Source organism: Streptomyces sp. NPDC001828 (genome assembly GCF_042892175.1).
Classification (GTDB): domain Bacteria; phylum Actinomycetota; class Actinomycetes; order Streptomycetales; family Streptomycetaceae; genus Streptomyces.
On record NZ_JBIATV010000001.1, the window covers coordinates 1,213,982 to 1,227,953 of the forward strand.

A 13,972-nucleotide genomic window follows, 5' to 3' on the forward strand; every position below is an offset into this window, starting at 1 on the left:
CGACCGGCGCGGACACCCCGGCGAACAAGACGCGCCAGTCCTGCAGCCGGTCCGACGCATGCGCGGATCGGCGGCAGCTGGGCCTTTGGCGCCGACGGCTCAGGACACCTGGACGGCCTGGAGCACGGAGCTATGGACGGCGCGGGCCAGGCTGGCGCCCCACACCGAACGGGGGCCGGCGAATGCGTGAACCTCAAGCTCGGGGGAGGGGGACCGGGCTGCGATGCACACGGCGTCGGTAGGCGTGCCCGAACAGTCGTAGCCGGAGTCGAGCAGAGCCTGGACCTTGGCCTCGGTAGCCGTTGCCACCGCATTGACCAGGGCGGCGTCGGACAGTGCCACGGGGAGAGCGGCGACGATGTTGATCGTGCCGGGAGCAGTTGGGACAACGGTTCCCTCGGCAGGCGAGGCGGCCCACCCGCGCACCTCGATGCCCGCGGTCACTACGGCATCGACGTCACCGTCACTTGCCAGTGCGTACCGCGAGACGTCGGCGGCCGTCATCAGACCGACTCCCAACCCACGAGCGCCGAATTCGCCGGCCAGGGCTCCGAGGTGCAGGTCCGGATCGTTACGCCGGTAGCCGTGAGACACCTGAGCGTTGAGGACCCAGGCACGTTCACCGATGCCTCCGCCGAGCACCGCGCTACTGGCCATCCGCCAGCCCGGGCCCGGCGACCAGATGAGCGCGTGCAAACACTCGCCGTCCTCGAAGCGGCTCAGCAACTGAGGTGCCAGCAGGCCCGCGGCGGTACGGGGCGGCGGAAGGACGGAGGTCACGAGAATTCCTGGATGCCGACGGTGTCAACCGGTGTGATCATACGGGCCTACGTCTGGTCCATACGCCGCTGTGTGGTGAGGGGGTTTCCGCCATGCACCTGCGAAATCGAAGAAAGAGGCCAGGCTCTTCCTCGCGGCAGGCGCGGCCTGGAAGTGTGCGCTGGTAACCGCCCTCCAGCGTGTCGGCTGTCTCGATGGCTGACAACGCTTGGCACCATGACTCATGGCCTACGACGAGGATCTCGCCGAACGCATGCGGGAATGCATGGCTGCCGAGCGGGGCGTAAGCGAGCGGTTGATGTTCGGAGGCCTTGCCTTTCTCCTACAAGGGCACATGTGCCTCGCCGTCAGCAGGCAGGGAGGAATCCTGGTCCGTGTCGACCCGGCCACCTCTGACCGGCTCGTTGCCGCTGCCAAGGCCGAAGTGGCCGTCATGGGTGGGCGGCCGATGCGAGGGTGGCTGCGGGTAGCCCCTGAAAACCTTCGAACCAAGCGCCAGCTCGCTCCATGGGTGCGCCGAGGCGTTGACTACGCCCGTTCACTGCCCGCCAAGTGACTGGGCTCGTCGCACGCCTGAGGAGACACATTCCCTCCTGTGACATGCGACAGAGCAAATGCGGCCACTGGAATCTGTGGCCCGTTCTGCTTCAAGCGGTAGCCGCGGTGGCCTCGTTGAGCTGGCGGCGCAGGGTGAGCAGACCGCGCCTGATATGGCTCTTGACGGTGCCCAGCGGCAGTCCTGTCAGCTGGGCGATCTGTGTGTGCGTCAGATCCCGGTAGTACGCCAGTGCCACCAATCGGCCTTGCGCAGGGGGAAGGCTGCGCAGCGAGTAGGACAGCATCACCCGATGTACCGCTGCCTCCTCGTGTCCGCCGGGGCTGTCCGGGCCGCTGCGGGCAGCGAGAGTCGTAGCTGCGAGGGTCCGCCGGGTTCGCGCGGCGAGTGCGTCCGCGATCTTCTTCCGGGTGATTCCGATGAGCCACGCGGATACCGGGCCGCGTGCCGGATCGTAGCCGTGCCTGCCGCGCCAGGCCGCCAGGAACACCTGCTGGGTGACATCCTCCGCTTCCTCGCGGTCGCCCAGCTTGCGGACCGCCAGTCCAAGGACAGTGCCGGAGGAGCGGTGGTAGATCGCGGCGAAGGAGCTCAGGTCGCCGCACAGGAGACCGGCGCCGAGGTCGACGTCTGTCTGTTCCTCGTCACGGGGCCGGCCGGGATCGAGGGCACACGGTCGCGTGCGTGTGGTGTTCATGCAAACCCCTTGGCTCGGCGCCATGCCGGCCGGGTGATGCCCTGGGTGCCGGCCGGCCCAGTGGACCTCTTACATCTGCATCGTCATAGCGGTGCAGCGCGCCAGCCAATACGCAGCGTTTGTGCATCGATTTGGGCATGGAGGGTTGCGCGTCGAGGGCGCTGGGGGCCAGTTGCAACGCTTGCCGAGTGAGTGCGGCCGGGATGCGAGCTGCACAGGGTCCTGGCTTCGGCCGGCGATTATGACTTGCAGCGTTCAGCCGGGCTGCCCTGCGTAGAGTGGAAGCATGAGCAGTTCGCCCGCTCGCGATGTCGCACCGGATGAGTCAGGCGTGAGCACCGTGCTGACCACCGGGGCGGTCGCCCGTGTCCTGGGGGTGTCACCGGCCACGGTTCGGTCCTGGGAACGCCGCTACGGCATCGGACCGGCCCGTCGGGAGGACGGTCGGCATCGCCGGTGGACTCCGGGCGATGTGGCAACCATCCAGGAGATGTGCCGGCTGGCCGCGCTTGGAGTCCCGCCCGCCGAAGCTGCTCGCTCGGCGCTCGACGCGCGCGGCACGGAACCAACCGGTGCTGTGACACCTGCCCCTCCTGCGCGTCTCGCCGGCGGCCGGACGCCTGGCGGGCGCGATGCGCTGCCGCTGGGTGATGTGAGGCAGGAATGTCGGGGGCTGGCGCGCGCCGCTGTTCGCCTCGACGCGCCGGCCGTCGCCCAGCGACTCGCCGCCGCGCTGGAGGAGCACGGCCTGGTCACCGCCTGGGAGGAGATCGTCATGCCCACGCTGCATGCGGTCGGACGTAAGTGGGCGACCGCCGGGGAGAGGTACATCGAGGTCGAGCACCTGTTGTCGTGGCAGGTGTCCTGCGCCCTGCGCCGCTTGTCGGAGACACCCCCCGAGAGCGCGGGCCTCGCTCCTGTGCTCCTTGCCTGCACCCCTCAGGAGCAGCACAGCCTGCCGCTGGAGGCACTCGCCGCCGGCTTGGCTCAACGCGCTCTGCCGGTGCGGATGTTCGGTCCTGCCTTGCCGGCCGGCGCCCTGTCGGACGCGGTGCGCCGCCTCGGCCCGGCTCTGGTGGTGCTCTGGTCCCAGAGCCGGTCGACAGCGCAACCGGAGCTGGCCCGTCAGGTCGCCGGGATCGAATGGGGTGTGAAGGGGGCACGCCAGCACCCACACCTCTTGCTGGCCGGCCCCGGTTGGGCTGGAACACCGCTCGCGACGGGGTGGGGGCGGCTCACCGGACTGCGTCCGGCCCTGCACACCATCGAGTCCCGCCTCTTGGCGTAGTCCCGCTCACTGGGAGGCGCGTGCCTCTTGGCGTAATCCCCGCTCACTGGGAGGCGCGTGCCTCCTGGAAGCGCGTACGAGCATCGGCGAGGTCGACGAGGGGATCGGGGTAGTCGAAGCGGGCGCGCTCCAGCCCCTGGAGTTTCCAAGGTTCGTGCACCGCGGCGCCGGGCAGGTCGGCGAGTTCGGCGACCCAGCGGCGTACATAACTGCCTTCGGGGTCGTAACGCTTGCCTTGGAGCACGGGGTTGAGCACCCGGTTGGGGCGGGTGTCGGTGCCGGTGCCCGCCATCCACTGCCAGTTCAGCTGGTTGTTGGCGACATCGCCGTCGACCAGGAGGTCGAGGAAGTGACGGGCACCGACGCGCCAGTCGACGTACAGCGTTTTGGTCAGGAAACTGGCGGTCAGGAGCCGGCCGCGGTTGTGCATCCAGCCTTCCTCGGCGAGCTGGCGCATGGTCGCGTCGACCACGGGATAGCCGGTTCGTCCCTGCTTCCACGCCTCGATTTCCTCGCTCGATGCGGCCTCCGTACGCCAGTGGTCGTTGCGCGGACGATAGTCCTGCCAGGACGCGCCCGGGCGGGCTGCCAGCACCTGGTGGTGGAAGTCGCGCCAGCACAACTGCCGCACGAACGCCCGGGACCCGGCGCCTTCGACGAGACGGGCCCGGTGGACCGCCTCCACGGGGGAGAGCGTCCCGAAGTGCAGGTGTGGTGACAGTCGGGAGGTGGCGTCGCCCGCCAGATCGTCGTGGCGCTCTTCATAGGCGTCGATGCCGGTGCGCAGCCAGGAGGCGAGGAGGCGACGTGCTTCACTCTCGCCGCCACTCGCCAGAGCCGGTGAGATCCCGCCCACCTCGTGCCGCTGGGGGAGGGGGTCGGCGGAAAGGGCAGGCGGCACGCGCACTGCTCGAGGTGCGGCCAGAGGCGTGCGCTGCCGCTGCTGGTCCCAGTGCCGCCAGTAGGGGGTGAACACGGAGAAGTGGTCGGAGCCCGCGGGGGTGACGGAGCCCGGCGCGACAGCCGTGATGACACCGTCGTGCGCGTACAGGCGTCTGCCCTCGGCTTCCAGCATGCGCCGCAGCGTCTCCTCGCGCCGGGCGGCGTAGCCGCTGACGCCGGCCGCCATGTGTACTTCGTCGGCGTCGCACTCCAATACCACCTGTCGTACCGCGGCGTACACGTCGCCGGACCGGACGATGAGACGTCCCCCGCGCTCGCGCAGTGAGGCGTCCAGATCGGTGAGGCAGTCCGCGAGGAAGGCCCGGCGGTTGGGGACGGTGAAACCGGCCACGGCGTCATCGACCACGAACAGGGGGACCACCTCATCGGCTGAAGCGATCGCGGCTCGTAGCGGCGGGTGATCGTGTACGCGGAGGTCGGAGGTGAACAGGACGACGGAGACGCTCATACCGACCCCTTGAGAGTGGTGAGAAAAGCTCTGGGTGACCCGTACGTCGCGCCAAAGCGGATGTCTGACTGTGACTTCCGCGACGGGCCGCGCGGCGGATGCGCCCGAACTCGGCGGTGTACGAGGTCAGCTCTTGCGGCCTCGGATGTACCGCCGCCGCGCGGGCGGTGTCCCCGAGGCGGCGTGGGCGATGTTGCGGGCCATGCCACCGAAGACGAAGGCGTGGAAGGGAGAAACGCTCCACCAGTAGAGGTGCCCCAGCAGTCCCCGCGGGTGGAAGAGGGCGCGCTGACGGTACCGGGCACGTCCGCCTGGAGCCGGCTCGGCACACAGCTCCAGCCAGGCGAGGCCGGGCAGCCGCATCTCGGCCCGCAACCGCAGCAGTCGCCCTGCCTCGATCTCCTCCACGCGCCAGAAATCCAGTGAGTCACCCACTCTCAGCCGCTCCGCGTCCCGCCTGCCGCGACGCAGCCCCACACCACCGAACAGCCGGTCGAGCCAGCCGCGCACGGCCCAGGCCAGCGGGAAGGAGTACCACCCGTTCTCGCCGCCGATGCCCTCGATCACCCGCCACAGAGCCGCTGGGGAGCAGTCGACCGACACCTGCCGTTTGTCGGTGTACAGGCTGCCGCCCGCCCAGTCCGGGTCGGTGGGCAGCGGGTCGCTGGGTGCACCAGGCAGTGTGGCGGACGACCAACGCGTGGTGACCTGGGCGTCGCGGATCCGCTGCAGAGCCAACTCCAGGGCGCGGTCGAAGCCGAGCGGGGTACCCGGCGGATCGGGCACGTACTGGGCGATGTCGTGCTCGTCGCAGACGACCTCGTGGCGCAAGGACTCGGCCAGCGGGCGGGCCAGGGCGCGCGGCACCGGGGTGATCAGGCCGATCCAGTGGCTGGACAAGCGTGGTGTGAGCATGGGGACGCGCACGATCAGCCGCCGGGGCAGTCCCGCTACTTCGGCGTACCGGCGCATCATCTCCTCGTAGGTCATGACGTCGGGGCCGCCGATGTCGAACGCGCGGTTGAGGCCCTCGGGGATCGAAGCGCTTCCGGTGAGGTAGCGAAGGACGTCACGGACGGCGATCGGCTGGATGCGCGTGCCGACCCAGCTCGGGGTGACCATCACCGGCAGGCGCTCGGTGAGATAGCGCAGCATTTCGAAGGAGGCCGAGCCCGAGCCGATGACGACGGCCGCCCGCAGCACCAGTGAGGGCACCCGTGATCGCAGAAAGATCTGCCCGACCTCGGCCCGCGACCGCAGATGCGGAGACAGGTCCTCCGGCCGCACACCGTTCGGCGTCAGGCCGCCCAGATAGACGATCCGACGCGTGCCTGCTGTATCGGCAGCGTCGGCGAAGGTCTGCGCACAGTGGCGGTCCGTCTCCTCGAAGTCGCGGCCCGTCCCCAGTCCGTGCACGAGGTAGTAGGCCACATCGATGCCCCGGAGCGCCGCGGCCACAGAAGGGGCATCCTTCACATCGCCCCGCACCACTTCGACGTCACCGATCCACGGATAGTCGCGAAGCTTCTCCGGCGTCCGCGCCAGACAGCGCACCCGGTGGCCCGCCGCAAGTAGTTCGGGCACCAGACGGCCACCGATGTAGCCGGTCGCCCCCGTCACCAGACAGTTGAGACCGGCTGTCGGATCAGATCCCATGAGTTGCTCCCGAATCGGCTGCGAGCCGCCTGCCGAGCGGTCCTTACATCTGAAGCTTCCCCCAGCAGTGCCGTAACGGATGCACCCAGGCCGACCGGCCCGGCGGCCGATCCAGTGAATTCCCCGCCGGGTGCAACCGACTGTGCCGCTGAACCGGAAGAAGCTCATGAACGTGCACAAAAACCTCGGCACAGAGAGGTGTCGCATCGTATGAAACTCCACGACGAACTCCCGACCGATCACAAGCTCGCCCAGGTGTACCGCTGGGGCGCCGCCTTCTGCGGCCTGGTACTCCTGACCTTCGGGTGCCTCGGATTCGCCGATCAGCTCAGTCCCTTCAACACCAACGGCAGTCACATCGCCGGGATGAGCACCAACGGCGTCCTGAGCCTGCTCTCCGTCGTCTTCGGCCTCGTCCTCATCGCCGGGGCGATCGTGGGTGGCAACGTCGCCTCCACCGTCAACATGAGCGTCGGAACCCTCTTCCTGCTCAGCGGCTACGCCCACATCTTCATCCTCGACAAGCCCGCCAACTTCCTGGGCTTCGGCATGACCAACGTCGTGTTCAGCTTCATCATGGGATTGGTCATCCTCACGTTCGGCATGTACGGACGTGTCACGAGCCGTCTCCCGCACGACAACCCGTACTGGCGGCGCCGCCACCCGCGCCAGGCGGCGCGAGAGGCAGTCGCACGACGCGCGGCGGTCCACTCTCAGCCGTCCCTGCCACACGGCGGGAGCAACACGGCCAACGCACGGTGGGCCGGTCCGCACTGAAGGAGGCGGCGCTGCGCGGCACCGAGTCCCGGGGCCCCAGCGGACAGGGGCCTCCACCCCGCGCGGATAGGGTGTCCGGGTGGACAGCCGTGAACCGGACGAGATCTGTGCAAGTGCCGGCCCCGCGGAACGGGAGCCCAGGGCAGCGGCCCCGCACCCGGATCTGCGGGCACTCGCCGTTGAGTTGCGCCGTCTCAATGGGGAGATCAATCGGCTGGTACACGGGTTCGCGGTCGGCCAGGGGCTTCATCCCACCGACGTCCAGGCGCTCGCCACGATCCTCGATTCCACGGCGCCCGTCACGCCGAGCATGCTGCGCCGGCGGCTGGGGCTCACCTCTGGTGCGGTGAGTGCATGCGTCGACCGGCTGGAGCGTGCCGGACACATCACGCGGGTGCGTGAGAGTTCCGATCGGCGGGTTGTCCATCTGCGGTATGTGCCAGGGGCTCAGGCGCGGGCACGGTCGTATTTCAGCCCGCTCGCGGAGGCCACCGAGCGGGTGCGGAGCACCTTCACCGAAGACGAACTGGCCCTGGTGCTGGCGTTTCTCGGCACTCTCAACGCGGAACTCGCGGGGAGCGGACGGTCACAGGAGCAGTCCTGAAGGGGGCAGGCCTGAAGTCCCCGGGAGTCTGCATCCAACCCCTGTGTCCCAGCGGAAGTAGTGACGAAGTTCCGTGCTTCAAAATCTAACTCAATCATTGAGATACTTTTTCGTTGAGTCTTCTGGCTACCGCTCCTGGGAGAACCATGTTCCGCACCTCACACGGCGCTCGATGGCTGGTGCCGCTCGCCTTGTTGATCATCTGGCTTGCCATCGGCGGCACACTCGGCCCGTACGCTGGACGGCTCGGCCAGGTCGCGACCAACGACCAAGCGGCCTTCCTGCCCCGCAATGCCGAGTCCACCCGCGTGATCGAGGCGCAGCGCGCGTTCCAGGAGGACGAGACGCTGCCGGCGATCGTCGTCTGGACCGCCCGAGGCAACGGCCCCGTGAACAAAGAGCAGTTGAGCCAGGCCACCCAGGCCTTGGCATCTCTGAAGGGAACGCCCGGTGTCGTAGGTCAGGCATCTCCCGCCCTTCCCTCCAGCGACCAACAGGCCCTCCAGGGCGTAGTGCAGCTGCGCCCCGATCTCGGAGACGACCTTCCCGCGACCATCGACGCGGTGAAGAAGAGGGCGGCAGCGGTCAGCGGAACCACGGTCGCTGTAGCGGGACCAGCAGCCAGCCAGGTCGACCTTTCCGACGCCTTCGCCGGAATCGACGGCCTGCTGCTGATGGTTGCCCTGGTCACGGTCCTGGTCATCCTCCTGCTGGTCTATCGCAGCATCCTGCTCCCCTTCGTGATCATCCTGGGCGCGGTGTTCGCGCTGGGCGCCGCCTGTGCCGTGGTCTACGCCCTCGCGCAACACGGTGCCGTACGCGTCGACGGACAGGTCCAAGGCATCCTCTCCATCCTGGTGATCGGAGCCGCCACCGACTACGCCCTCCTGCTCACCGCCCGCTATCGCGAGGAACTCGCCGACGCCACCGACCGGTTCGCCGCGATGCGCGCGGCCCTGCGACGTTCGACCGGCGCCATCGTGGCCAGCGCCGGCACGGTCGTCCTCGGCCTGCTCGCCCTGCTGCTGAGCGACCTCACCAACAACCGGGCGCTGGGCCCGGTCGGCGCGATCGGCATTGTCTGCGCCGTGCTGAGCACGCTGACCTTCCTCCCCGCGGTCCTGGTGCTGCTCGGTAACGCCGCCTACTGGCCTGCCCGCCCACGCCCCAACGAGGCCGCGGGCGGTGGCCACCGCGTCTGGCACGGCATCGCCCGCAAGGTGGAAAGGGCGCCCCGCAGAATCTGGGCCGTCGCGCTGGTAGTGCTCCTCGCCTGTGCGGCCTTCGCACCCACGCTCAACTCGAAGGGCGTACCGCTCGACGAGATCTTCGTCAACGACGCGCCGTCGGTGGCCGCTCAGGCCACCCTCGCCCAGCACTTTCCCGGCGGCTCGGGCAACCCGACCGTGGTGATCGCCGGCGCCCCCCACCAGGACGAGATCCTGAACCGGGCCAAGTCGACCCCCGGCGTGGCCGGTGCCGCCGCGCTCGGCGAGCAGGGCCGACCCGGCACCGGTGCCGCCCACGTGGTTGACGGCAAGATCCGCGTGGCCGTGACACTGAAGGACCCCGCAGACAGCGACGCGGCCAAGGACACCGTTGCCCGACTCCGCACGACGCTCCACGACATCTCCGGCGCGGACGCCCTCATCGGCGGCTACACCGCTCAGCAGTACGACACCCAGCGCACCGCCGAACACGACCGCGACCTCATCGTGCCCGTCGTCCTGGCCATCATTTTGATCATCCTCATCGCACTGCTGCGGTCCGTCCTCCTGCCCGTCCTGCTCGTCGCGACGGTCGCTCTGAACTACCTGGCCACACTGGGTATTTCATCGCTCGTCTTCCGTCACGTCTTCGGATTCTCGGGGACCGACGCCTCTGTACCGCTGTACGGGTTCGTCTTCCTCGTAGCGCTCGGCGTGGACTACAACATCTTCCTCATGTCCCGGGCGAGGGAGGAGTCCTTGGAACACGGTGTACGCGACGGCATCCTCAAGGCCCTCGTCGCAACCGGAGGAGTGATCACGTCGGCCGGCGTCGTGCTCGCCGCTACCTTCGCCGCGCTCGCCGTCATCCCCCTCGCGTTCCTCGTGCAGATCGCCTTCATCGTGGCGTTCGGCGTGCTCCTGGACACGTTGGTCGTTCGGTCACTCCTCGTTCCAGCGCTTGTCCGGGACATCGGGCCCAAGGCCTGGTGGCCCGGACGTTTGAGCCGGCGCGAGAAGTAGTCCGCGGGGACGGGCCCAGCCGGGCGTGATCCCGCGTAGGCGCGAGGGTGCGACGCAGTCTGCGCCCGGCCGGCGGCCGGCTCCTGGGTCAGTGCCGTCCGGCAGCGGTGCGTCGGCGCAGCGCGAGCAGCACCCCTGCCCCGCCTGCGATCACCGCAACTCCCGACCCGACGATCAGAGGGGCGTTGCCGCCGCCTCCGGTCTCGGCGAGCGCGCTGCCCGTCGGGGGTGATGACGGGGTGGTCGGGAGGGCCGGGGAGGCCGGGGAGGCCGCGGGCAACGGTGCGGCCGCCGACGACGTGGGCTTCGCGGTGGCGGTCGGCGACGCCGTGCGGTGAGGCTTGGACGAGGCGCCGGACGAGTGGGAGGCGGCCGGCGCGCAGGGGACGTCCGGCGAGATCGGCAGGCTTGTCAGCCGCTCGTCGGTGAGGTTGCCGGCCGTCACCGAAACGTTCCATTGGTAGCCGGAAAGCCACGGCACCAGGATCGTCGTGCGAGCGCCCGCCGCCGTGGGGTGGTCGATGTGCCCGGTACCGAGGACCTCGCCGTCAAAACCGGACGCCATACGGATTCGCACGGTGATGTCCGCAGGGGTGCCCGAAGGGTCCTTGTCCGTGACGGTGATGGCGGCCCGGGCCTCGCCCGTGCTGGTGTCGCATGTCGCCTTCGCGGTGAAGTCGCCGATGCTGCAGGCATGGGCGCTACCGGAGGCGAGGAGCACGGCGCCGACTGCGGACGCGGCGGTAGAGATGACGGCACGCTTGGACGCCACGGGTCCCTCCCCAGGGAAAGTCTCCACAAGCGGCTCCGCGCAGGGGATGCCACTCGCCGCAGGTCCACACCCGCGGACGCTTCGGGGCACGGCTGCCCGGGCGAAGCGGCTCATCATCGCACCCCCGTCCAACCGCCAACACGCCAGCCCCAGCCGTGGAACTGTGCCGCGGCCCTCGTCTCTGAACGCTCGGCGACCCGTGCAAGGGCCAGAGGCTCTCGACGGCGTCGCGGGCCGGTGAGAGCGTCAGGCGGCCTGGTATCAGCCGAGAGGTAGGCCGCGGCCCAGTTCCCCTGCTCACTCGCGGCCCGGCCCCCTTCCGGTGGGCCCGGGAGCACCCCGGCCGGCACGCGGGACCTGCGGCCTCACGCAGCCGCTCGCAGTGGCCCCGGGGCTGCGGGCAGTCCCGCCGCTGGGGACGGGTTGACAGCAGATGGTCGGTGCTCGGCAGCCGTCCCGGGTTCCGCTCTCCGTCGCGGAACCCGGGCGATCAACCGAGGCCATGCGCCGCGTAGCCCGCCCGCCGCTCAGCCGGCACCCGGAGTCTGCTGGACCCTTGCCCTGGTCCCGTCTGCTGCGCGTACACGACCAATCCGCAGATTGTGTGGCGTCGAATCACTCAATGGAGCGTCGTTGAGCTTGGTGACGCCTTTGGCTTGGTGATCCGGCTGTCGAAGGCCGTTGAGAGGTCATCCCGCCACGGCTGGAGGCCGCGGCAGCCGTCCCTCGCTCCTTCGGCAGACCGCGCACTACTGACCACTGGTCCAAGCACCAAGGCCAGGCACTCATGAGGAGGTCTCCGTGGCTCGGCTCACCATGATGTCGACCGGATCATCCGACGTGCGTCGGGGACCGTTGCACCATCCGTTGCGGTTCCCAGCTGCCCTTCTCTTGGCTGTCGCGGGAGCGGTCCACGTACCGGTCATCCCGCAGCATCTTCGGGAAGCCCCCTACATCGGGGCCCTGTTCATCGTGCTGACCGCACTCTGTCTTGGCCTGGCCCTCGTGCTCCCTCGCTACGACACTTCGACGGTGTGGGCTGCCAGCGGTGTGATCACAGCAGCGGCTGTCCTGGCCTACGCGCTCTCCCGGACCGTCGGCCTCCCGCAGATCGGCGACGATATCGGCAACTGGACCGACCCTCTCGGCCTTGCCGCCATTGCCTCCGAAGGTCTCACCGCCGCACTCGCGGCGACAGCGTTGAGGCAGGAACGCGGGTGATCAACCCAGCTACCGGGGTTCCGTGCAGCCCCGCGTGGTCACCGCTGCACTCACTCAGCAGACCCATCGATCTGGCTCAGCCCGATCGTCCGGGGCGTGTGCGGTTGGCGGCCGCTGCCGGGTGAGGCGTCTGTCGGTTGGGCCTTCCGTGTGGCTCCTGGCTCTCCCGGCATGCCATTGCAAGGAGTCCTGCTGGTGCGCGGTGTCGAATGCTGGCTATGCCGAGGTCGTGGAGTGCCTGGATTCGAGTGTGTCTGGCCGCGTTGAGCGGGCTGCTGGCCGGTTACGCGGCGTTGGCGGTGGCGGAGCTGGTGTCGGCAGCGGTGCGCCCGCAGGCGAGTCCGGTGGTCGCGGTGGGGGGTGCGGCGATCGACCGTACCCCTCCGCCGGTCAAGGACTGGGCGATCCGCCATTTCGGGACCAACGACAAGCTTGTCCTTCAATTGGGCATCCTGGCGGTGCTGGCGCTGTTCGCCGCGCTGCTCGGCATCATCGCGTTGCGCTATCGGCGGACCGGGGCGGCGGGGGTGCTGGTCTTCGGCGTTGTCGGGGCGCTCGCCGCTACCAGCCGTCCGGATTCCACGGGGCTGGGCGACGCGCTGCCGTCAGTCGTCGGAGCGGTGGTCGCTGCCGGTCTGCTCTACTGGCTGATCGGCCGCCTGCGAACGCACTGCTCCGGCCAGCAACCCACGGTCGCTCCCACTGCCGAGCCCTCAGCCGCATCGGACGACGGCTGGGACCGCCGCGGTTTCGTCGTGGCCGCGACCGCGGCCGCGGCGGCGTCCACGGGAGCGGGCTGGCTCGGCCTGTCGCTGAACGGCTCCAGCGGTCAGAGCGCGATCGCGTCGCGTTCGAAGGTGGTCCTGCCCCGCCCCGCGTCGCCCGCCGCCCCGGTGCCGAAGGGAGCGGAGCTGCGGATCCCGGGGATCAGCCCCTTCTTCACCCCGAACGGAGACTTCTACCGGGTCGACACGGCGCTGGTGGTGCCGAAGGTCGATGCCACCACGTGGCGTCTGAACATTCATGGCAAGGGCGTGTCGCGGCCGCGCACGGTCACCTTCGACGATCTGATCCAGGGGCGGGCCGGGGAGCTCATCGAACGGGACGTCACCCTGGCCTGCGTGTCCAACGAGGTCGGCGGCCCCTACGTCGGCAACGCCCGCTGGATCGGCGTCCGGCTCGTCGATCTCCTTCGGGAGACGGGGGTTCAGCCGCCGTCGAAAGGCGGCCCGGCGGACCAACTGGTGGCGCGGTCGGTGGACGGGATGACGATCGGCAGCCCGGTCGAGGACGTCATGGACGGCCGTGACGCGATGCTCGCGGTCGGAATGAACGGGCAGCCGTTGCCCTTCGAGCACGGCTTTCCCGTCCGCATGCTCGTCCCGGGTCTCTTCGGTTACGTATCGGCATGCAAGTGGATCGAGGACCTCGAGCTGACGACGTTCGATGCCTACGACTCGTACTGGGTGAAGCGCAGTTGGGCGCGGCGGGGACCGATCAAGACGGAATCGCGGATCGATACCCCGAAGCCGTTCGCCCGCCTCGCACCGGGCACGGTGATGGTCGCCGGCGTCGCCTGGGCCCAGCACCGCGGCATCGACCGAGTCGAAGTCCGCGTCGACGACGGGCCGTGGCAGCAGGCCGACTTGGCGGCGCAGGATACGACCGACACCTGGCGCCAGTGGTCATTCCCATGGAAGGCCACCGCGTCCGGCAGCCACACCTTCACCGTCCGCGCCACCGACCGTACCGGCACGGTTCAGACCGAGAAGCGCACTCCCACCATTCCCGACGGGGCGAGCGGCTGGCACTCCGTTGTCGTCACTGTCCAATAGCGCGGCGAACCCGACCATGGCGCCGACCGCCAGCGCGCCGGGCCTGACCCATCCGGGTAAAGCTCTCCATCAAGCGGGCGCCGGAGGTATTCCTTCCGCTCTACGAGCCCTGGTCACCTTCGGAGCTGAAGGAGAGCAGGGCTC

12 protein-coding genes are annotated in these 13,972 nt (G+C 69.3%); 7 read left to right on the forward strand and 5 right to left on the reverse strand.

Annotation, left to right across the window (positions count from 1 at the left end):
• Nucleotides 1–99 precede the first annotated feature (99 nt).
• Entirely contained in the window at nucleotides 100–780 is a 681-nt protein-coding gene (locus ACFYZA_RS05720; RefSeq protein ID WP_388487522.1) for an adenosylcobinamide amidohydrolase, read from the reverse strand.
• A gap of 223 nt (nucleotides 781–1,003) precedes the next feature.
• Here ACFYZA_RS05720 and ACFYZA_RS05725 point away from each other — a divergent pair, with 223 nt between their 5' ends.
• Nucleotides 1,004–1,336 carry a TfoX/Sxy family protein gene (locus tag ACFYZA_RS05725; RefSeq protein ID WP_382589292.1) on the forward strand — a complete coding sequence of 111 codons (333 nt, stop codon included), beginning with the start codon at nucleotides 1,004–1,006 and terminating at the stop codon, nucleotides 1,334–1,336.
• Nucleotides 1,337–1,427: 91 nt separating this feature from the next.
• On the opposite strand, the gene ACFYZA_RS05730 is transcribed toward ACFYZA_RS05725, so the two are convergent.
• Nucleotides 1,428–2,033, reverse strand: a complete 606-nt coding sequence (locus ACFYZA_RS05730; RefSeq protein WP_382589295.1) for a sigma-70 family RNA polymerase sigma factor — start codon at nucleotides 2,031–2,033, stop codon at nucleotides 1,428–1,430.
• A gap of 286 nt (nucleotides 2,034–2,319) precedes the next feature.
• Here ACFYZA_RS05730 and ACFYZA_RS05735 point away from each other — a divergent pair, with 286 nt between their 5' ends.
• Nucleotides 2,320–3,321: a MerR family transcriptional regulator gene (locus ACFYZA_RS05735; protein WP_382589298.1), complete on the forward strand. Its 1,002-nt coding sequence runs from the start codon at nucleotides 2,320–2,322 to the stop codon at nucleotides 3,319–3,321.
• A 43-nt stretch (nucleotides 3,322–3,364) separates the two neighbouring features.
• Here the strand turns inward: ACFYZA_RS05735 and ACFYZA_RS05740 are convergent, their stop codons facing one another.
• Together ACFYZA_RS05740 and ACFYZA_RS05745 are read right to left on the reverse strand one after the other, a co-directional pair.
• Nucleotides 3,365–4,732 carry a cryptochrome/photolyase family protein gene (locus tag ACFYZA_RS05740; RefSeq protein WP_388487525.1) on the reverse strand — a complete coding sequence of 456 codons (1,368 nt, stop codon included), beginning with the start codon at nucleotides 4,730–4,732 and terminating at the stop codon, nucleotides 3,365–3,367.
• A 126-nt stretch (nucleotides 4,733–4,858) separates the two neighbouring features.
• Nucleotides 4,859–6,388: an SDR family oxidoreductase gene (locus ACFYZA_RS05745; RefSeq protein WP_388487527.1), complete on the reverse strand. Its 1,530-nt coding sequence runs from the start codon at nucleotides 6,386–6,388 to the stop codon at nucleotides 4,859–4,861.
• A gap of 210 nt (nucleotides 6,389–6,598) precedes the next feature.
• Between ACFYZA_RS05745 and ACFYZA_RS05750 the strand changes: the two genes are divergently transcribed.
• The 3 genes from ACFYZA_RS05750 to ACFYZA_RS05760 all read left to right on the forward strand — a co-directional run bounded on the left by ACFYZA_RS05750 (nucleotide 6,599) and on the right by ACFYZA_RS05760 (nucleotide 10,000).
• Nucleotides 6,599–7,165 carry a DUF4383 domain-containing protein gene (locus ACFYZA_RS05750; protein WP_388487529.1) on the forward strand — a complete coding sequence of 189 codons (567 nt, stop codon included), beginning with the start codon at nucleotides 6,599–6,601 and terminating at the stop codon, nucleotides 7,163–7,165.
• Nucleotides 7,166–7,268: 103 nt separating this feature from the next.
• On the forward strand, nucleotides 7,269–7,769 hold the full coding sequence (locus ACFYZA_RS05755) for a MarR family winged helix-turn-helix transcriptional regulator (protein ID WP_382589664.1): 501 nt from the start codon (nucleotides 7,269–7,271) through the stop codon (nucleotides 7,767–7,769).
• A 146-nt stretch (nucleotides 7,770–7,915) separates the two neighbouring features.
• On the forward strand, nucleotides 7,916–10,000 hold the full coding sequence (locus ACFYZA_RS05760) for an MMPL family transporter (RefSeq protein WP_388487532.1): 2,085 nt from the start codon (nucleotides 7,916–7,918) through the stop codon (nucleotides 9,998–10,000).
• Between the two features lie 88 nt (nucleotides 10,001–10,088).
• On the opposite strand, the gene ACFYZA_RS05765 is transcribed toward ACFYZA_RS05760, so the two are convergent.
• Nucleotides 10,089–10,772 (reverse strand): LAETG motif-containing sortase-dependent surface protein, encoded by a 684-nt coding sequence (locus ACFYZA_RS05765; protein ID WP_388487533.1) that lies wholly within the window; start codon nucleotides 10,770–10,772, stop codon nucleotides 10,089–10,091.
• 801 nt (nucleotides 10,773–11,573) lie between these two features.
• Here ACFYZA_RS05765 and ACFYZA_RS05770 point away from each other — a divergent pair.
• Both ACFYZA_RS05770 and ACFYZA_RS05775 read left to right on the forward strand, forming a co-directional pair.
• Nucleotides 11,574–11,993 (forward strand): hypothetical protein, encoded by a 420-nt coding sequence (locus tag ACFYZA_RS05770; RefSeq protein WP_388487535.1) that lies wholly within the window; start codon nucleotides 11,574–11,576, stop codon nucleotides 11,991–11,993.
• Between the two features lie 209 nt (nucleotides 11,994–12,202).
• Nucleotides 12,203–13,828 carry a molybdopterin-dependent oxidoreductase gene (locus ACFYZA_RS05775; protein WP_388487537.1) on the forward strand — a complete coding sequence of 542 codons (1,626 nt, stop codon included), beginning with the start codon at nucleotides 12,203–12,205 and terminating at the stop codon, nucleotides 13,826–13,828.
• Nucleotides 13,829–13,972 lie beyond the last annotated feature (144 nt).

Coding starts and splice junctions, on each gene's coding strand:
- ACFYZA_RS05725 (WP_382589292.1), top strand. CDS start 1,004: ATGGCCTACGACGAGGATCTCGCCGAACGCATGCGGGAATGCATGGCT.
- ACFYZA_RS05730 (WP_382589295.1), bottom strand. CDS start 2,033: ATGAACACCACACGCACGCGACCGTGTGCCCTCGATCCCGGCCGGCCC.
- ACFYZA_RS05735 (WP_382589298.1), top strand. CDS start 2,320: ATGAGCAGTTCGCCCGCTCGCGATGTCGCACCGGATGAGTCAGGCGTG.
- ACFYZA_RS05740 (WP_388487525.1), bottom strand. CDS start 4,732: ATGAGCGTCTCCGTCGTCCTGTTCACCTCCGACCTCCGCGTACACGAT.
- ACFYZA_RS05745 (WP_388487527.1), bottom strand. CDS start 6,388: ATGGGATCTGATCCGACAGCCGGTCTCAACTGTCTGGTGACGGGGGCG.
- ACFYZA_RS05750 (WP_388487529.1), top strand. CDS start 6,599: ATGAAACTCCACGACGAACTCCCGACCGATCACAAGCTCGCCCAGGTG.
- ACFYZA_RS05760 (WP_388487532.1), top strand. CDS start 7,916: ATGTTCCGCACCTCACACGGCGCTCGATGGCTGGTGCCGCTCGCCTTG.
- ACFYZA_RS05775 (WP_388487537.1), top strand. CDS start 12,203: ATGCTGGCTATGCCGAGGTCGTGGAGTGCCTGGATTCGAGTGTGTCTG.